We start from the raw sequence: 18,803 nt of genomic DNA, 5'->3' as shown, positions 1-18,803 counted from the left end.
GTGCGCCACGGGCCGGTCACAGATCGGTTCCCCCCGGCGGGGGCGCGTCCGGCGCCTGCTGCGGGTCGGGGGCGGGCTCTGCGTCGGGATCGGGCTTCCTGCGGATGATGATGTCGCCATTGGGCAGGATCTCGGGCGGCTCGTAGCGGCTCCAGTCCTTCACCTCGTCCAGCAGGGCCATGAAGGCCGGTCCCATTTCCTCGAAGAAGCTGCGCATCGAGGGGCCGTACTCCCCGGCCATGTCGCGCAGATCTTCCAGCGCCGGTTCCAGTTCCCGGCGCAGGCCTTCGAGGAACATCTCGGCGCCGCGTTCCATCAGCGACCTGCCGTCGTCTTCCTGCGCCGGGGTCGAGGCCGGCATTGCCGCCAGCGCCAGCGCGAATAAAATTGCGACAGGGTACCTCATGCCCGCCATATACGGGAATGTCCCGCACGGGGGAAGGGAAAGGCTCAGATGTCGATATCCAGCGACACCGGGAAGTGATCCGAGGCCGTCAGCAGCGCATCGCGCAGCTCGGGTATCCGCCAGCAGCGCAGATCGTCGAACGGGTGCCAGATACGCCAGGACGGCCGCCGCGCCATCAGGTCCTGCGATACCATGATGTAGTCCAGCAGCGCCTCGAGGTAGCGATCCTCGTCCGGCAGCAGAAAGCGCGCCGTGGTGGGAACCGCCCCGGCAGTGCGCGGCTGCACCGCCCTGCGGGCGTGGGGGTCGAACATGTCGTCCCCCAGAAGTACCTCGACCGAAGAGCGCCCGAACAGGTTTTCGAACTCGTCCAGACCGGGCCCGTCATTGAGATCGCCCATGAGGATCACCGACTCGCCCGCCGCGATGTGTTCGTCGATCCGCGCCCGCAGCCACACCGCCTGTGCCAGCTGCTTGCGCCGGTTCTCGATCGCCGCGCGAATCATGCCGTTGCGGGTCTTCTCGCCATGGGGCGCCTTCGACTTCAGATGCGCGCCGATCACCCGCAGCCGGGTTCCCCCGGCGGTGGTCACCTCCAGTTCCAGCGGCGGCTTGGAGAAGGTCACCAGGTCTTCGGTCGCGTCGATGTCGAGGTCGATGCGGAAGGTCCCGTCGAAACGCGGCGACCCGCGGCGACCCTTCTTTCCGGTCTCCTCGCCCTTCGGGTCGTGCCGGGCGGTCAGGCGGTCGGGATCGTAGAGCAGGGCGATTTCCTGATGGGTGTCGTTGGCAAACCCCATCACCGCCCGCCGCGTGCGCAGATCGAAGGCGGCGGCAAAGCCCTCCAGCGCCCGCACCGTGTCCTGCCGCCGGCCGGTGTTGGGGGCCTCGATGACCATCACGGCATCGGCATCCACGGCCGTGAACACCTTGCCCAGCGCCTCGATCTGGGCGGCCCGGGTGACGCCTTCGCGCCCGGACGGTTCGTCATCGACCATCAGCCGGTCGGCGTGATCGAACAGATCGGCGAACCATTCCACGTTGTAGGTTGCCAGACGCATGCCTCGCCCCTCCTCCGCCCGATCATGCACCGGGCACGCGCCCCGCGCCCAACCACGCGGCACGGGATCAGTCGCCAGAACAGCGCCCCGAATCAGTTCCCGGATTCATTCCCGGCCCGACCCCGGGCGCCATTGATCTCGTCCCAGGCGCGGTTGAGATCAACCATCCGTTTCTCGGCCAGCCGCACCGCCTCTTCCGGCAGGCCGCGCGCAATCATCGCGTCCGGATGGGTCTGGCGCACCTGCCGGCGCCAGACCTTGCGGATTTCCTCCTTCGGCATGTCCGGGCTGACCCCGAGCACCGTGTAGGGATCGGGCTTTTCCTCGGGCACGAAACGGGCCCGAAGCGCCCGGAAGGCGCTTTCGTCCAGCCCGAATATCCCGGCCACGTCTTCAAGAAAGGCGTTCTCGTCCGGGTGATAGAACCCGTCCGCCATGGCGATGTGGAAAAGCCCCTCCATCAGGTCGCACAGCATGCCGGGGTCGTTCTCGAACATGCGCCGGATCGAGGCGGCATATTCCCGATACCCGGCCACATCGGTGCGCGCCAGGTTGAACACCCGCGCCGCGTTGGCCTCGTCGCGCGGCGCGATCCGGAACACCTCGCGAAAGGCGGCCACCTCGTCCCGGGTCACCTGGCCGTCGGCCTTGGCCATCTTAGCCCCCAGGGCAATCACCGCGATGGTGAACGCCACCGACCGCTCGGGCGGGGTGCGCAACCGCTCGAAGACGTGACGCAGGGTTTCCCCCTTGCGCAGGGCGGCCAGCGCATCGGATATGCGGCTCCAGATCGACATGGTCCGCACCCTAGCGGCCCCTGCCCGACATGTCAGGTGCGTCACGCGGCACCGCCAGCATTTTCTGCATCAAGACCAGATCCAGCCACCGGCCGAACTTGAACCCCACCTCGGGCAGCCGGCCCACCACGACAAATCCCAACGCAGCGTGAAAAGCCAGGCCGCCCCGGTTGGCCCCGCTCACCCCGGCGATCAGCGAATGCACCCCCCGCGCCCGCGTCTCAGCCTCCAGACGCGCCATCAGCGCCCGCCCGACACCGCGGCCGCGCGCCCCGGACGCCACATGCACCGTGTGCTCGGCAGTCCAGGCATAGCCCGGCCCCGGCCGGAACGGCGAAACGGTGGCAAAACCGATCACGTCATCACCTTCCTGCGCGACAATGAACACCGGGCGGCGAGCGGCGATCTCGGCCGCGATGCCGCTCTCCGTCTTCTCTTCGGTGGTGAAGGTAACAAGCGTCTCGCGGATAACCGGGTTCCAGATCGCGCAGATCGCAGCGGCATCCGCCGTCATGGCCGGCCGCAACTTCACGTCAAGATCCTCCCTCCCTGCGGCGTGTCGAAACGGGCCGACAGCGCCGGCGGCCCTGCCTCGAACGAAATCCGGGGATCGCTGATCCCGCCCAGCACGCGCGCCAGTTCGCACGCGTCCGGATGCCTAACCGTCAGCCGGATCAACCGGCACCCCGATGGCGACAGCATCGCCTGGGGGCGCAGATCCCCTCGCCACTCGATCAGCGCCGGAAACAGATTGTCGAAAGGCAACCGCCCGCTCTCGGGTACCGCCATGCGCCAACGCAACGCCCCGCGGCTGACCTCCACAGGCCGCCCCGCGCCCGGAGGCAGCCCCGCCAGAACCGCATCCAGATCATCAACCCGGCACACCCAGTTGCTCAGCCGCGCCGGCCCCGCGAACAGGTCCAGGTCGAACCACCGCGCCCGCCCCGGATCCCGTGCCCCGGGGTCCACCGCGATCGCCTCCAGATACACCCCCTCCGCCAGCCCCAGCAGGCAGTTGTGGGTGCCGAACAGCACATGCTTCCCCCCCGGCTGCATGGCCACGCCCAACGCGCCCTCGACGGCAGCCCGCGCCGCCTCCAGCGTCTCCCCGGCCACCGCCAGATGATCCAGCTCCATGACCTGCCTGCGCATCAGCACCCCCTCCCCTTCCTCTTGCCGAAAATACTCTCGGGGGTGAATTGGCCCGGCACGGGCCAAGAGGGGGCAGACAGCCCCCTCGACCCCACCATCACCCACGCGCCTCGCGGATCAGGCGCAACACGTCGCGTGCCGCCTCGGGAATATTGGTGCCGGGTCCGAAAATCGCCTTCACCCCGGCCCCGTAAAGGAATTCGTAATCCTGCTGCGGAATGACGCCACCGCAGATCACCACGATATCCTCGGCACCGGCCGCCTTCAGCGCCGCCACCAGCTGCGGCGCCAGCGTCTTGTGCCCGGCCGCTTGCGAGGAAATCCCCACCACATGCACGTCATTGTCGATGGCATCCTGCGCCGCCTCTTCCGGCGTCTGGAACAGCGGCCCCACATCGACGTCAAAGCCGATATCGGCAAATGCGGTGGCAATCACCTTTGCGCCGCGGTCATGCCCGTCCTGCCCCATCTTGACCACCAGCATCCGCGGCCGGCGCCCCTCTTCCTCGGCAAAGGCCTCGACCTCCTTCTGGATCGCGGCGAACTCCTCATCGCCCTCATAGGCCGCGCCATAGACGCCAGCCAGCGTCTTCACCTCGGCCCGGTGACGCCCGAACACCTTTTCCATCGCCATGCTGATCTCTCCCACCGTCGCCCGCGCGCGGGCCGCCTCGACCGCCGCCTCAAGCAGATTTCCACCCTCGCGCGCGCGCCGGGTCAGCTCGTCCAGAGCCGCATCGCAGGCCGCCTGGTCGCGCTCGGCGCGGATCTTCTCGAGCCGCGCAATCTGCGCCTCGCGCACCTTGCGGTTGTCCACTTCGAGAATCTCGATCGGCTCTTCCTTCTCACGCCGATACTTGTTGACACCAACGATTACCTCCTCGCCGCGGTCAATCATCGCCTGCCGGCGCGCCGCGGTTTCCTCGATGCGCAGCTTCGGCATGCCGCTGGCCACCGCCTTCGTCATGCCGCCCATCTCCTCGACCTCTTCCATCAGCGCCCAGGCCTTCTCGATCAGCTCGTTGGTAAGGCTCTCGACATAGTAGGATCCGGCCAGAGGATCGACCACATGGGTGATGCCGGTCTCCTCCTGCAGGATCAGCTGCGTGTTGCGCGCGATACGGGCGGAAAAATCGGTGGGCAGCGCGATCGCCTCGTCCAGCGCATTGGTGTGCAGCGACTGGGTGCCGCCCAGCACCGCCGCAAGCGCCTCATAGGCGGTGCGGATGATGTTGTTGTAGGGATCCTGCTCCTGCAGGCTGACGCCGCTGGTCTGACAATGCGTGCGCAGCATCTTCGAGCGCTCCTCCCTGGCACCGAACTCGGTCATCACCCGATGCCACAGCGTGCGCGCCGCGCGCAGCTTGGCCGCCTCCATGAAGAAGTTCATGCCGATGGCGAAAAAGAAGCTCAGCCGCCCGGCAAAGCGGTCCACATCCAGCCCTGCCGCGATCGCCGCGCGCACATATTCGCGCCCGTCGGCCAGCGTATAGGCCAGCTCCTGCACCAGATTCGCCCCGGCCTCCTGCATGTGATAGCCCGAGATCGAGATCGAGTTGAATTTCGGCATCTTCTCCGAGGTATAGGCGATGATGTCCGACACGATCCGCATCGACGGCTCGGGCGGATAGATGTAGGTGTTGCGGACCATGAACTCCTTGAGGATGTCGTTCTGGATGGTGCCGGCCAGCACCGCCTTGTCATGGCCCTGCTCCTCGCCGGTGACGATGAAGCTGGCAAGGATCGGAATCACCGCCCCGTTCATGGTCATCGACACCGACACCCGGTCCAGAGGAATGCCGTCGAAGAGGATCTTCATGTCCTCCACCGAATCGATCGCCACCCCCGCCTTGCCCACATCGCCCACCACCCGCGGGTGGTCGCTGTCATAGCCGCGATGGGTGGCCAGGTCGAAGGCCACCGACACCCCCTGCTGGCCGGCCGCCAGGTTGCGCCGGTAGAAGGCGTTGGATTCCTCGGCGGTGGAAAACCCGGCATATTGCCGGATCGTCCAGGGCCGGCCGGCATACATGGTGGCGCGCACGCCGCGGGTGAAGGGGCCGAAACCGGGCAGGCTGCCCATGTGCGGCAGACCTTCGATGTCGGCCTCGGTATAGAGAGGCTTGACCGTGATGCCTTCCAGCGTCGTCCACTCCAGATCCTCGATCGCGCGGCCGCGCAGCTCCTTTTCGGCCAGTGCCCGCCAGTCATCCAGCGTCTTGCTCATCGCTTCATCCTCTCGTCATCCTTGCGCGGCCACCGCCGCACCCGTATTCGTTCCAGTGTTCAGCCCGCAAGGGGCGGGAAATATGTGCGTCACGTTCATCCTGGCGGTCGCAATCCCTGCCGTGACGCATATATTCGACCTGACAGGAGATCGCATGACCCGCTTGTTCGCCCTTGTTCTGGCAGTCTTTTTCCCGGCAGCCGCACCGGCCACCGCCCAAGACGCGGCCGGGCCGGCGGCGGCGCAGGCCGAACCGACAGCCGAAACACCGCCGGAAACGGCAGCCGAGCCGCTGATCCGCCCTGCCGGAGAGTCCGACCTGTCGGAATTCAAGTGGGCAAGACGGGTCCTCGTCGTCTTCGCCGACAGCCCCGCCGATCCCCGCTTCCAGGACCAGATCGAGTTCCTTCGGGACGGCGAAGACATGCTGCGCGACCGCGACGTGGTGGTGCTGACCGACTCCGACCCTTCCGCCCGCACGCCAGTACGCCAGAAGCTGCGCCCGCGCGGCTTCCAGCTGACGCTGGTGGACAAGGACGGCGAGGTGAAGCTGCGCAAGCCGCTGCCCTGGACGGTGCGCGAAATCGCCGCCTCCATCGACAAGACGCCCATGCGCCTGCGCGAGGTCGAAGAGCGCCGCCGCAAGAAGGCCGGGGCCGCCGCCGGCGGCAACTGATCTTCCCGCCCCCGAGCGCCCTCTTCCTCTTGCCAAAAATACTCCCGCCGGAGGCGTCCCCGAATCTGCCGGCCCGCATCGGCGCCGAAAGCGGCGCGCCAACGCACAGGGCAGCCTCCACGACCGCCCGCGCGCCGCACGGCCACCGCCCTCTGCCGTGCACCGCTCACTCGAACTCCATGATCACGTCATCGACGCCCAGACTGTCGCCCGGGCCCACATTGATGCGCACCACCACGCCGCGGCGTTCGGCGCGCAGGATGTTTTCCATCTTCATCGCCTCGACAGTGCACAGCGCCTGGCCCTCCTGCACCTCCTGCCCCTCTTCCACGTCGATGCGCACGATCAGGCCGGGCATCGGGCACAGCAGCAGCTTCGAGGTGTCCGGCGGCAACTTTTCGGGCATCAGCTCGGCCAGTTCCGCCTGCCGCGGCGTGCGCACATGCACCTTCAGATCGGCGCCCCGGTTGCGGATGCGGAAACCGCCGGGAATCTTGCCGACCTTGAGCACCAGCGCCCGCCCGTCCACGTCGAGCCGGGCCAGCCGCTGCCCCGGCGTCCAGTCGCTCTGCACCCGCCGGCTGGTGCCGTCCTCGAAAGTGATGGTGGAGCCTTCCGGGTCGGCATCGATCGTCACCGCGAAACGCGCCCCCTGCAGCGTCACCACCCAGTCGGTCCCGACCCGGCGTTCGTGATTGTCCATCCGCCCCGAGATGCGGGTGCGGCGGATCTCGGCCACCCGGTTCATCGCCGCCACCGCCGCGGCGATGTCGCGCAGCGCCGCCTCGGGCAGTTCGACCCCGTCAAAGCCCTCGGGATATTCCTCGGCGATGAAGGCGGTGGTGATGTCGCCAGCGACGAATTTCGGATTGTCCATCACCGCCGAAAGGAAGGGCAGGTTGTGGCCAATGCCCTCGACCTCGAAGGAATCGAGCGCCACCCGCATCGCCTCGATGGCACCGGCGCGGTCGGGCGCCCATGTGCACAGCTTGGCGATCATCGGGTCGTAATACATGCTGATCTCGCCGCCCTCGTAGACGCCGGTGTCGTTGCGAACCGCAGCCTCTCCGGACGGCGCCTCGCCCTGCCACTTGCCGCTGTCCAGAAGCGGCCCCGCCGCCACCTCGGCGGGCGGGCGATAGCGGGTCAGGCGTCCGGTCGAGGGCAGGAAACCGCGATAGGGATCCTCGGCGTAAAGGCGGCTTTCGATGGCCCAGCCGCGCAGCTGCACGTCGTCCTGGGTGATGGAAAGCTTCTCTCCGGCCGCCACCCGGATCATCTGCTCCACCAGATCGACGCCGGTGATCAGCTCGGTCACCGGGTGTTCGACCTGAAGGCGGGTGTTCATCTCGAGGAAGTAGAAATTGCGCGCCCCATCGACGATGAATTCCACCGTGCCGGCGCTGGCGTAATCCACCGCGCGGGCCAGGGCCACCGCCTGTTCGCCCATCGCCTTGCGGGTCGCCGCGTCGAGAAACGGCGAGGGCGCCTCCTCGATGACCTTCTGGTTGCGGCGCTGGATCGAGCATTCCCGCTCGCCCAGGTAAACCCCGTTTCCGTGGCTGTCGCACAGGACCTGGATCTCGATATGGCGGGGGCTGGTGATGAACTTCTCGATGAAGATGCGGTCGTCGCCGAACGAGGCCGCGGCCTCGTTCTTCGAGGCGCGGAAGCCCTCACGCACCTCCTCGTCGTTCCAGGCGATGCGCATCCCCTTGCCGCCGCCGCCCGCGCTGGCCTTGATCATCACCGGATAGCCGATCTCGCCGGCAATGCGCACGGCCTCGTCGTCATCCTCGATCAGCCCCATGTAGCCGGGCACGGTGGACACGCCCGCCTCCTGAGCGATCTTCTTCGAGGTGATCTTGTCCCCCATGGCCTCGATCGCACCCGTGGGAGGACCGATGAAGGACACGCCTTCGGCGGCCAGCGCCTCGGCAAAGCGCGGGTTCTCGGACAGGAAGCCATAGCCGGGATGGACCGCATCGGCGCCGCTGCCCCGGATGGCGGCCAGCACCTTCTCGATCACGATATAGGACTGGCTGGCCGGAGGCGGGCCCACATGCACGGCCTCGTCGGCCATGCGCACATGCAGCGCGTGCCGGTCGGCATCCGAATAGATCGCGACGGTGGATATGCCCATCCTGCGGGCGGTCTTGATGACCCGGCAGGCGATTTCGCCCCGGTTCGCGATCAGGATCTTCTTGAACATGCTCTGTCCTTCGTCTTGGGGTTTTGCGCAGGCAAAGAACCGCCCCGGGGCGCATCCCCCGGGACGGTTCTTCGCAGATCGACGGCCCGCCCGGTCGCGGGCGGGACTGTCAGGAAACGGGCCGGCCGGCCCCGATCAGTTGCACTTGCCGGGGTTGGCCTGGCAATAGGCGAGGTTGGCCGCCCCGCCGGCCAGCGCGCCCACCACCGGGTCGCCATCGACCAGCAGCGCCGTTGCCAGCCCCGCGCCGGCGCCGTAAAGCGTCTGTTCGGTCGCGGTCTCGCCGCAGGCCGCCAGCACGCCGAGTATGGCAAAGACACCGAAAGTTCTGGAAATTCTGGCTGCTCGCATCTTTCCCATCCTTTTTTCCGGTTCGGGTTTTCCGATTTCAGAAAACGCCTCTTTGGCGGCAACCGCAAGCCGAAACCGCCCCGTCGCAGGGCCTTGGCGGGTCTTCGCCGAAGCGCGCCCGACCGACCGGGCCCGATGCCCCCCCCCGGCAAAAGATCGGCAGACGGATCCGCGCCGCAGACGCCGACCCGCCCGCCAGTGGAAGGGGTACGAAAAACAAAGTCGGCAGGCCGCCGAGGGACAGGGTGGCAACCCGCAGGACCGAGGTTGCAGAAAAGTCCTGCCCCTGCCAAGCGCCCGCCGCGAGCGGGCCGCGTTCGGGCCAAATCCCGCCGGTCGCGCCGAGGCCTGGGCAGATTCATGCCGATCACCGCTGAAATACCTCCGGGAAGGAGGCGCGGGCCGCGTCCACGTCGATGCGCAGGAGCGCCTCGTAGCTTTCGGGGTCGAACGGGTCTTCGGCCGGCACCACCTCGCGCCCGAACAGCCAGCTGAGCCGGCCGGCATCGAGATTGCCGCGCGCGAAGGGCTGGTCGCCGAAATGCTCCCACAGGGCCGCCATGAAGGCGGCGTCCACCTTGCGGTCGATTGCCTTGCGGTCGGCGAAGCGTTCGCGCCGGATGAGCCGGGTCGCGCCCTTCGGGTTGGCGCGGCGGATGGTGAACTGGTAGTCCGAGCCGGGATAGCGGCCCGGGAAGCCGCGATGCTTCAGCATGGAACGCCCTCCCGCCGGATACGGTATCGAGCCCCGTATCGGGTATGGTATCGGACAGAGGGCCGGGTCGGTGCGCCGCGTGTCGTCATCAGAAGGCCTCCCACACGCATTCGCCACCCGATACGCGATAGGTTTCGAAGATCTGCGTGGCCTCGGGGTTGGTCTCTCCGAAGGGTACCGGGCGGTCGGAGATCGAGAGGACCACGCGAACGGGGCGCAACCGGTATTTCTCCAGATAGGGCAGGACGAGGTTGCGGCACAGCCAGTCCATGTCGTCGGCCGCGGCCTCCAGCCCGGTCGAGTCCGAGCCGCGGGACAGGTCGGGCGCGAGAAAGCGGAACCGCAACCACATCTCGCCGGGGTTTTCGTCGGTGAGAACCTCGATCAACTGCACAGACAGCCCCGAGGGCACGCGGATTTCGGGATCCTGCCCCCAGGCAGCGGTCGCCGCCAGCAGCAGCGCCGCCACGGGTCCACAGCCCCGACCCCACCGCTTGCGGCGGGCTCCTCCCGCCGGGGCTGCGGGCGCTGCGCCACCGGCGCGCGCGGTCCCGTTCGCGGTGCGCTCGATCATGGGGCAGACTCATCCCTTGTGTCAAATGTCGCGGGCGAGGTGATCTCGATCAGTTCCATGTCGTCGGAATGGCGCAGCTCGCGATGGCGGATCCCCGGCGGCTGCAGCACGCACGAGCCCGCGCGCAGCAGATGTTCCCCCTGCCCTTCATATTCGAACACGACCCAGCCCCTGAGAACGAAGACCATCTGGAAGTCGAGATCGTGGGAATGCCATTCGCCGGGGCTTTCCATCCCCGGAACCGCCCGGATCACATGGGCGCCGAATTTTCCCCCCGTGGCGGCGGCGATTCCGAGGTCGCGATACTGGAAGAATGCGCGCAACCCGTCGCCGGCGAACGGAGAATCGTCGGCGTGGGAGACGGTGAATGCCTGGTTCTTCCACAATCGGGTCATGTGTTGTCCTGTCGGTCCTGTTCCTGCCTCGGTACCTGTTGCGATGGCGGGCGCCTCCGGCGGGAGTATTTCCGGCAAGAGGAAGGAGCGCTCACAGCGGGATATTGTCGTGCTTCTTCCAGGGGTTCTTCAGGTCCTTGTTGCGCAGCGAGGCGAAGGCGCGGCAAACCCGGCGGCGGGTGGAATGGGGCATGATGACCTCATCCACGAAGCCGCGCTCGGCCGCCACGAAGGGATTGGCGAAGCGCTTTTCGTAATCCGCGGTATGGCGGGCGATCTTTTCGGGGTCGTCGAGGTCGGCGCGGTGGATGATCTCGACCGCGCCCTTGGCGCCCATCACCGCGATTTCGGCCGAAGGCCAAGCATAGTTGAAATCGCCCCGCAGGTGCTTGGAGGCCATCACGTCATAGGCGCCGCCATAGGCCTTGCGGGTGATCACGGTCACCTTCGGCACGGTGGCCTCGCCATAGGCGAAGAGCAGCTTCGCCCCGTGCTTGATGACGCCGCCATATTCCTGCGCGGTGCCGGGGAGGAATCCGGGCACGTCCACGAAGGTGAGGATCGGGATCTCGAAGGCGTCGCAGAAGCGCACGAAGCGTGCCGCCTTGCGCGAGCTGTCGATGTCGAGACAGCCGGCCAGCACCAGCGGCTGGTTGGCCACCACGCCCACCGTACGCCCTTCGAGCCGGATGAAGCCGGTGATGATGTTCTTCGCGAAATCCTCCTGGATTTCGTAGAAGTCGCCTTCGTCCGCTACCTTCAGGATCAGCTCCTTCATGTCGTAGGGCTGGTTGGGATTGTCGGGCACCAGGGTGTCGAGCGACATCTCGACCCGGCCGGGATCGTCGAAGAAGGGGCGGACGGGGGGCCTGGCGCGGTTGTTGAGCGGCAGGAAGTCCACCAGCCGGCGGATCTCGGCCAGCGCCTCGACGTCGTTCTCGAAGGCGCCGTCGGCGACCGAGGATTTCTTCGTGTGGGTGGCGGCGCCGCCCAGTTCCTCGGCGGTGACCTGTTCGTTGGTCACCGTCTTCACCACGTCGGGGCCGGTGACGAACATGTAGGAGGTATCCCGGACCATGAAGATGAAATCGGTCATGGCCGGAGAATAGACCGCCCCGCCCGCACAGGGGCCCATGATGACGGAAATTTGCGGCACCACGCCCGAGGCCATGATGTTGCGCTGGAACACTTCGGCATAACCGGCGAGGCTGGCCACGCCCTCCTGGATGCGGGCGCCGCCCGAGTCGTTGATGCCGATGACGGGGGCGCCGTTCTGCACCGCCATGTCCATGATCTTGCAGATCTTCTGGGCGTGGGTTTCCGAGAGCGAGCCGCCGAACACCGTGAAGTCCTGGGAAAACACGTAGACCATGCGGCCGTTGATGGTGCCCCAGCCGGTAACCACCCCGTCGCCGGCGATCTTCTGCTTCTCCATGCCGAAATCGGTGCAGCGGTGGGTCACGAACATGTCGAATTCCTCGAAGCTGCCCTCGTCGAGAAGCAGCTCAATGCGTTCGCGCGCGGTCAGCTTGCCGCGGGCGTGCTGCGCCTCGATCCGTCGCGCGCCGCCCCCCATCCGGGCTGCCTCGCGGCGGGTCTCCAGCTGGGAAAGAATGTCCTTCATGGTCGGGTGCCCCTTTGTCGATTTTGCCGGACCATAGTGGCAACATCGGAGGGACCAAAGCGAAATTCGGCAAATTTGCAAATTATTGCAAATAGTAGTCAGCAAATGTGAATATTTGCGAAAGCGGCAGATTGCCGCTGCGCCATGGCGGCTTTGTGCCGGCGAGGAGGTCTGCTAACATCGCCGGGCGGGGCATGGAAAGGAGCAAAAGGAACAATGGTCACAAAAGCGCAGATTCTGGACGCGATGCAGTTCAGCAACTTTACCGCCTTCCCCCCCATCAACACCACCGGATCGCCGCGACAGGTCATCACCTACCAGTTCGCAGGCAACTCCGAACCTGTTGACTGGGAAGGGACCTATTGGGTCACCTACAACAACTGGACTGCGCTGTCGGCGGCGGAAAAGGCCGCATTCCGCACCGCTCTTGCCCATATCGAGACCTTCCTGAACGTGACCTTCCAGGAGGTCACCGGCGATCCGGATCCGGATATGAACGTGGGCAAGGTCACGCTGCCCGCGGGCGTGGCCGGCTTTGGCGGCTCGCTGGTCTGGAACAATGGCAGCGTCATCACGCAGATCGATTCCTATGTCGTCTATGACCGCAACCTGGACCTGTCCTCGGGGCAGACGAATCTGATCCTGCACGAGCTGGGCCATGCCGGCGGGCTGAAGCATCCCTTCGACGCGCCGGCGCTGCCCACGAATCTGGACAGCAACAAGTACACGGTGATGTCCTACACCGCCAACCCGGACAATGGCGCACGCAGCGACGCGATGATGCTGTACGACATCTTCGCCCTGCAGGATATCTGGGGTGCGGCAGACTACAATACCGGCAATGACAGCTATACGGGTCCCCGTACCAGCACCATCGACGCGATCTGGGACAGCGGCGGAATCGATACGTTCACGGCCGGCGCACGGACCACCCCGGTCTCCTTCGACCTGCGGCAGGGAAAGTTCTCGACCTTCGACAACACCGACGACGTGGCCATCACCTTCGGCACGAAGATCGAGAACGCCACCGGCGGCAAGGGCGGCGACACGATCATCGGCAACGGGCTGAAGAACAAGCTTTCGGGCCTGGGCGGAGCCGACACGATCAAGGGTGGCGGCAATGTGGACGTGATCCGTGGCGGAAAGGGCAATGACAAGGTGAACGGCCAGGCCGGCAACGACAAGCTGTTCGGAGATGGCGGCCGGGACGTGATCCATGGCGGCAAGGGCAAGGACGTCATCAACGGCGGCAAGGGCAACGACAAGCTGTTCGGGGACGCCGGCACCGACACCTTCGTCTTTGCCGCAGGCGGCGGCAAGGACGTGATCAGGGATTTTGCCGACAACGTGGACACGGTAAAGCTGAAGGGCTTCGGCTTTGCCACGGTGGCGGATGCGCTGGCAACCGCGACCGATGTGGGCGCGGACGCCATCTTCGCCCTGCCCGATGGCAGCCAGTTGAAGATCCTCGGCATCACCGTCGCCCAGCTTGCGGACGACCTGATTATCGCCTGAGGGACGTGACGTCGCTTCCTCGCCGGCGAGGATGGACAAGACGGGATCGGCGGGCTACCCGCGAAGGATGGACAGTTCGACCGGGGGGCAGAGCAAAAGCCCCCCACATATCGCCACGCTGATTCTTCTGGCCGGCCTTTCGGCGCTGAGCATGAACGTGTTTCTGCCCAGCCTGCCGAACATGACCGCCTATTTCCAGACCGACTACCGGCTGATGCAGCTTTCGGTGGCGCTCTATCTGGGCGTGAACGCCGTCATGCAGGTGCTTGTCGGACCGGTCGCCGACAAGATGGGCCGGCGTCCGGTGATCCTGTGGGGGCTGGGGCTGTTCCTGCTGGCGACTCTGGGCTGCATCCTTGCCCCCACGGCGCAGGTCTTCCTTGCCTTCCGCATGGCGCAGGCCACCATCGCCATCGGCATGGTGCTCAGCCGCGCCGCGGTGCGCGACCTCTACCCTCAGGACAAGGCGGCCAGCATGATCGGCTATGTCACCATGGGCATGGCCGTGGTGCCGATGGTCGGCCCGGCCGTCGGAGGGCTGCTGGACGAGATGTTCGGGTGGCAGGCCAATTTCTGGCTGCTGTTCGGGCTGGGCGGACTGACGCTGGCGCTGGTCTGGGCCGATTTCGGAGAAACCGCCCGCAAGAGCGGCCTGACGCTGGCCCGGCAGTTCCGCGAGTTCCCCCAGCTGCTGCGCTCGCCCCGGTTCTGGGGCTATTCGCTGGCCTCGGGGTTTTCGGCCGGGGCCTTCTTCGCCTATCTGGGCGGCGCCCCCTTCGTGGGGACGCAGGTCTATGGCATGAATCCCGGGCGGCTGGGATTGTGGTTCGGAGCCCCGGCGGTGGGCTATTTCCTGGGAAATTTCCTCAGCGGAAGGTTCTCGGTCCGGTTCGGCGTCAACCGGATGGTGCTGTGGGGGGCGCTGGCCTGCACGCTGGGCGTCGCGCTGTCGCTGCTGCTGACGCTGGCGGGGCTGGGTTCGGCAGCGGTGTTCTTCGGTTTCATGTCCTTCGTGGGGCTGGGCAACGGAATGGCGATCCCCAACGCCACCGCCGGGGCGCTGTCGGTGCGACCGCACCTGGCGGGGACCGCCTCGGGCCTGTCGGGCGCGATCATGCTGGGCGGAGGGGCCGGGTTCAGCGCACTGGCCGGGTCGATGCTGACCCCGCAGACGGGCGCGACACCGCTGCTGGTGCTGATGCTGACCACCTCGGCGCTGGCCATCGCCGCCATTGCCGCGGTGATCGCCCGCGAACGCCGCCTTGGCCTGTGACGCTTGCCTCCGATCATTTGCAAATATAAGCTTCGATATATGCTAATCTGCAAAGAACCCTGCCCGAACGCTCCGTGAAAGGCACCGCATGCCCACCCAGAAACTCTATGCCGGGGCGAAGCTGCGCGAGATCCGCACGCGCCTGGGGCTGACGCAAAAGGATTTCGCGGCCAAGCTCGGCGTCTCGCTGCCCTATCTGAACCAGATGGAAAACAACAACCGCCCCGTCAGCACCACCGTGGTGCTGGCACTGGCGCAGGAATTCGGGCTGGACGTGACGGAGCTGTCGGCCGGCGACAGCGAACGCCTGGTCAGCGACATGCGCGAGGCGCTGGCCGATCCGGTCTTCAGCGACGACATCCCGCCGCTGGCCGATCTGCGCCTGACCGCCTCGAATGCGCCGGCGCTGGCGCGGGCGTTCCTGGCGCTCCATCGCAGCTATCGCCAGACCCATGAGCGGCTGGCCTCGCTGGACGAGGCGCTGGGGCGCGAAGACGCCCGCATCCAGGCCAGCCCCTGGGAGGAGGTGCGCGACTTCTTCCACTACTGCGACAACTACATCGACGCGATGGACCGCGCCGCCGAGCATTTCGCGGCCCGCCGCAACGGCAGCACCGACATCCGGGCCGTGGCGCTGGACTGGCTGGAATCGCGCGGCGTGCGGGTCGAGTTCGCCGACATGCAGGCGCTGCGGCGCTTCGATCCGCAAACGCGCAGGCTGCGGCTTTCGACACGCACCGCCCCGCAGACCCGGACCTTCCAGATGCTGTTGCAGGTGGCGCTTCTGCAGCAGGACAAGCTGATCGAGGCCACGCTGGATCTTGCCCGCTTCCACAGCGAAGAAGCCCGCGCCATCGCCAAGATCGGCCTGGCCAACTATTTCGCCGGCGCGGCGCTGATGCCCTATGGCGAGTTCCTGGACGCGGCGCAGGCGTGCCGGCACGACCTGGAGATCCTCTCCAACCGCTTCGGCGCCTCGATCGAGCAGGTCGCGCATCGGCTTTCCACCCTGCAGAGGCCGGGGGCAAAGGGCATCCCCTTCTTCTTCGTCCGGGTCGATCAGGCCGGCACCATCACCAAGCGCCACAGCGCCACGCGGCTGCAATTCGCCCGTTTCGGCGGCGCCTGCCCGCTGTGGAACGTGCATCGCGCCTTCGAGACGCCGGGGCGGTTCCTGCTGCAGCTGGCCGAGACGCCGGACGGGGTGCGCTATATCTCGCTGGCCCGCGACGTCTCCAAGCCGGGCGGCTCCTACGGCGCGCCGGTGCGGCGCTATGCCATCGCGCTGGGCTGCGAGGTGCGGCACGCCGGCTCGCTGGTCTATGCCGACAATCTGGACGTCTCGAACGCCGCCGCCTACGAGCCGATCGGCATTTCCTGCCGCATCTGCGAACGCTCCGATTGCCATCAGCGCTCGGTCCCGCCGCTGGAGCGGCGTCTGTCCATCGACGGCAACGAACGCGGGATCCTGCCCTATCGGGTGAACTGATCACCGCTGCGCCACCTGCCAGCGGGGGTGGATCCAGGGGGTGACATCGGCACGCGGCAACGGATCGCGGCCCAGAACGTGATCGGCGATCTTTTCGCCGACCATGATCGAGGGCGCGTTGAGATTGCCGTTGGTGATGCGCGGAAAGATCGAGCTGTCGGCCACGCGCAGCCCCTCGACCCCGATCACCCGGCCCTGGGGGTCCACCACCGCGCGCGGATCGTCCGCCCGCCCCATCCGGCAGGTGCCGCAGGGGTGAAAGGCGCTTTCGGCATGTTCGGCGATGAAGGCGTCCAGCTCGTCGTCGCTTTGCACCTGCGGGCCGGGTTGGATCTCGTGATCGGCATAGGGGGCAAAGGCGGGCTGGGCGAAGATTTCCCGCGTCAGCCGAATGCAGGTGCGGAAATCCTGCCAGTCCTGCTCGCTGGACATGTAGTTGAAGCGGATCTCCGGCGCCACCGCCGGGTCGGCCGAGCGCAGCCTGACGGACCCGCGCGAGGGCGAGCGCATCGGCCCCACATGGGCCTGGAACCCGTGCCCTTCGGCCGCCGCCTTGCCGTCATAGCGCACCGCCATCGGCAGGAAATGATACTGGATGTCGGGATAGGGCACTCCCGCACGCGAGCGGACAAAGGCCGCGCTTTCGAACTGGTTCGAGGCCCCCAGCCCGGTCTTCGTGAACAGCCATTGCGCCCCGATCAACGCCTTGGAGACCGGATTCCAGTGCCGATACAGCGTGATCGGCTGTTTCGCCGCCATCTGGATATAGAGTTCCAGGTGATCCTGCAGGTTGGCGCCGACGCCAGGGCGGTCGGCGATCACCTCGATCCCGTGTTCGGCCAGATGCGCGCCCGGACCGATCCCCGACAGCATCAGGAGCTTGGGGGAATTGATGGCCGAGGCCGCCACGATCACCTCGCAGCGCGCGGTCACGGTTTCCCGGCGGGCGCCACGGATCACCTCGACCCCTCTCGCCCGGCCGTCGCGGATGCGAATGCGCGCCGCCAGCCCGCGCAGCACCGCGCAGCGCCCGGTCCTCAGCGCCGGCCTGAGATAGGCGTTCGCAGCCGACCAGCGCCGCCCCTTCCAGACGGTCTGTTCCATCGGGCCGAAGCCTTCCTGCTTTTCGCCGTTGTAGTCGTGGGTGATTTCGTAGCCCGCCTGCCGGCCGGCCTCGACAAAGGCGTGGAAAAGCGGGTTGCGGCGCGGCCCGCGGGTGACATGCAGCGGCCCGTCGGTGCCGCGCCATGACGGATCGCCGCCATGTCCGCCGTCGTGCCAGCATTCCATGCGCTTGAAATAGGGCAGCACGTCGGCATAGGACCACCCCTCGGCGCCCTGTTCGGCCCAGTGGTCGAAATCCATCGCGTGGCCGCGCACATAGACCATGCCGTTGATGCTGGACGAGCCGCCCAGCACCTTGCCGCGCGGGCAGACAAGACGGCGGTTGTTCAGGCGCGGTTCGGGTTCGCTGCGATAGCCCCAGTCATAGCGGGCCATGTTCATGGGATAGCTCAGTGCCGCCGGCATCTGGATGAACGGCCCGGCATCCGAGCCGCCATATTCGATCACCAGGACCGACCGCCCGGCCTCGGCCAGCCGGTAGGCCATGGCGCAGCCGGCCGATCCGGCGCCGATGATGACGAAATCCGCCTCGTAGCTCATGCGCGGCCCCCATGCAGGGCGAAGAACAGGCAGGATGCGCCCATGGCCGGCCTCACCCCGACGCCTCGGTCAGCAGCGCCAGCACGCGCAGGGCATGGCCGATGGCACGCCCGGGCGCGTCCGGTTCGTGCAGCGCCGCGCGGATGTAAAGCCCGTCGATCAGCGCCACCAGCACCTGAGCCGCCTGCCGCGGGTCCCGGCAGCGGCCGCGCAGGGCATGGGTCAGGTTCGAGGTCAGCCGGCGCTGATAGATGCGCCACAGCCGCAGCGCCGCGTCATCCGACTGGGCCAGGACATAGAAGGTCATCCAGGCGCTGATCGTCACCGGATCGAAGCTGGCGGGGGCGAAACTGGCCCGAATGATCGCCTCGGCCCGCCGCTGCGGCGGGGCGGCCTTCAGCTCGCGCCGGGCCTCGGCCCCGAAATCCGAGAGAATGCGCCGCATCGCGGCCAGAAAGATCTGGTCCTTGCCGCCGAAATAGTGATGCGCAAGCGCGCTCGACATGCCCGCGCGCCGGGCGATCCGGGCTACCGTCACGTCGAGCGAGCCCTCCTCGCCGATCTCGGCGATGGTCGCCCTGACCAGCGCCTCGCGGCGGACGGGTTCCATCCCCAGCTTGGGCATATGCATCGCCTCCGTTGAAAACGCAGGCGATCCTAGATTTGGTTTA

Annotated in this window: 18 protein-coding genes; 4 read left to right on the top strand and 14 right to left on the bottom strand. The window is 66.9% G+C overall.

Features of this window, described 5'->3' with window-relative positions:
* Positions 1-16: 16 nt before the first annotated feature.
* From ACZ5CM_RS05980 to scpA, 6 genes are all read right to left on the bottom strand, one after another.
* Entirely contained in the window at positions 17-406 is a 390-nt protein-coding gene (locus tag ACZ5CM_RS05980) for a hypothetical protein (RefSeq protein ID WP_464641814.1), read from the bottom strand.
* Positions 407-450: 44 nt separating this feature from the next.
* On the bottom strand, positions 451-1,467 hold the full coding sequence (locus ACZ5CM_RS05975; RefSeq protein ID WP_464641813.1) for an endonuclease/exonuclease/phosphatase family protein: 1,017 nt from the start codon (positions 1,465-1,467) through the stop codon (positions 451-453).
* Between the two features lie 92 nt (positions 1,468-1,559).
* Entirely contained in the window at positions 1,560-2,264 is a 705-nt protein-coding gene (locus ACZ5CM_RS05970) for a TerB family tellurite resistance protein (RefSeq protein WP_464641811.1), read from the bottom strand.
* Positions 2,265-2,274: 10 nt separating this feature from the next.
* Positions 2,275-2,796: an N-acetyltransferase family protein gene (locus ACZ5CM_RS05965; RefSeq protein ID WP_464641809.1), complete on the bottom strand. Its 522-nt coding sequence runs from the start codon at positions 2,794-2,796 to the stop codon at positions 2,275-2,277.
* Positions 2,793-3,401 (bottom strand): VOC family protein, encoded by a 609-nt coding sequence (locus tag ACZ5CM_RS05960; protein ID WP_464642513.1) that lies wholly within the window; start codon positions 3,399-3,401, stop codon positions 2,793-2,795. The genes ACZ5CM_RS05965 and ACZ5CM_RS05960 overlap by 4 nt, the downstream gene beginning before the upstream one ends.
* 112 nt (positions 3,402-3,513) lie before the next feature.
* On the bottom strand, positions 3,514-5,643 hold the full coding sequence (scpA, locus tag ACZ5CM_RS05955; protein ID WP_464641807.1) for a methylmalonyl-CoA mutase: 2,130 nt from the start codon (positions 5,641-5,643) through the stop codon (positions 3,514-3,516).
* A gap of 154 nt (positions 5,644-5,797) precedes the next feature.
* On the opposite strand from scpA, the gene ACZ5CM_RS05950 reads away from it, so the two are divergent.
* Complete coding sequence (locus tag ACZ5CM_RS05950) at positions 5,798-6,319, top strand: DUF4174 domain-containing protein (protein ID WP_464641806.1); 522 nt, start codon at positions 5,798-5,800, stop codon at positions 6,317-6,319.
* A 166-nt stretch (positions 6,320-6,485) separates the two neighbouring features.
* On the opposite strand, the gene ACZ5CM_RS05945 is transcribed toward ACZ5CM_RS05950, so the two are convergent.
* The 6 genes from ACZ5CM_RS05945 to ACZ5CM_RS05920 form a co-directional block, all read right to left on the bottom strand.
* Positions 6,486-8,531, bottom strand: a complete 2,046-nt coding sequence (locus ACZ5CM_RS05945) for an acetyl-CoA carboxylase biotin carboxylase subunit (protein WP_464641805.1) — start codon at positions 8,529-8,531, stop codon at positions 6,486-6,488.
* Positions 8,532-8,666: 135 nt separating this feature from the next.
* Positions 8,667-8,882, bottom strand: coding sequence for a hypothetical protein (locus ACZ5CM_RS05940; RefSeq protein ID WP_464641803.1), 216 nt, complete (start codon positions 8,880-8,882; stop codon positions 8,667-8,669).
* Between the two features lie 367 nt (positions 8,883-9,249).
* Positions 9,250-9,597: a hypothetical protein gene (locus tag ACZ5CM_RS05935; RefSeq protein ID WP_464641801.1), complete on the bottom strand. Its 348-nt coding sequence runs from the start codon at positions 9,595-9,597 to the stop codon at positions 9,250-9,252.
* An 88-nt stretch (positions 9,598-9,685) separates the two neighbouring features.
* On the bottom strand, positions 9,686-10,171 hold the full coding sequence (locus ACZ5CM_RS05930; RefSeq protein WP_464641800.1) for a DUF6497 family protein: 486 nt from the start codon (positions 10,169-10,171) through the stop codon (positions 9,686-9,688).
* On the bottom strand, positions 10,168-10,566 hold the full coding sequence (locus tag ACZ5CM_RS05925) for a cupin domain-containing protein (RefSeq protein ID WP_464641798.1): 399 nt from the start codon (positions 10,564-10,566) through the stop codon (positions 10,168-10,170). Before ACZ5CM_RS05925 ends, ACZ5CM_RS05930 begins: the two co-directional genes overlap by 4 nt.
* A gap of 91 nt (positions 10,567-10,657) precedes the next feature.
* Positions 10,658-12,190, bottom strand: a complete 1,533-nt coding sequence (locus ACZ5CM_RS05920) for an acyl-CoA carboxylase subunit beta (protein ID WP_464641796.1) — start codon at positions 12,188-12,190, stop codon at positions 10,658-10,660.
* Positions 12,191-12,406: 216 nt separating this feature from the next.
* On the opposite strand from ACZ5CM_RS05920, the gene ACZ5CM_RS05915 reads away from it, so the two are divergent.
* The 3 genes from ACZ5CM_RS05915 to ACZ5CM_RS05905 all read left to right on the top strand — a co-directional run bounded on the left by ACZ5CM_RS05915 (position 12,407) and on the right by ACZ5CM_RS05905 (position 16,467).
* Positions 12,407-13,705 carry a M10 family metallopeptidase C-terminal domain-containing protein gene (locus ACZ5CM_RS05915; RefSeq protein ID WP_464641794.1) on the top strand — a complete coding sequence of 433 codons (1,299 nt, stop codon included), beginning with the start codon at positions 12,407-12,409 and terminating at the stop codon, positions 13,703-13,705.
* Positions 13,706-13,772: 67 nt separating this feature from the next.
* Complete coding sequence (locus ACZ5CM_RS05910; protein ID WP_464641792.1) at positions 13,773-14,978, top strand: multidrug effflux MFS transporter; 1,206 nt, start codon at positions 13,773-13,775, stop codon at positions 14,976-14,978.
* 88 nt (positions 14,979-15,066) lie between these two features.
* Positions 15,067-16,467: a helix-turn-helix domain-containing protein gene (locus ACZ5CM_RS05905; protein WP_464641790.1), complete on the top strand. Its 1,401-nt coding sequence runs from the start codon at positions 15,067-15,069 to the stop codon at positions 16,465-16,467.
* On the opposite strand, the gene betA is transcribed toward ACZ5CM_RS05905, so the two are convergent.
* Both betA and betI read right to left on the bottom strand, forming a co-directional pair.
* On the bottom strand, positions 16,468-18,132 hold the full coding sequence (gene betA, locus ACZ5CM_RS05900) for a choline dehydrogenase (RefSeq protein WP_464641788.1): 1,665 nt from the start codon (positions 18,130-18,132) through the stop codon (positions 16,468-16,470).
* Between the two features lie 52 nt (positions 18,133-18,184).
* A complete protein-coding gene (gene betI / locus ACZ5CM_RS05895; protein WP_464641786.1) occupies positions 18,185-18,757 on the bottom strand; it encodes a choline-binding transcriptional repressor BetI in 573 nt (190 codons plus the stop codon).
* Positions 18,758-18,803 lie beyond the last annotated feature (46 nt).

The organism is Piezobacter thermophilus (assembly GCF_055386745.1).
Note: the sequence above shows the minus strand (reverse complement) of the source record. Positions and strands in the feature narration are given on the sequence as shown.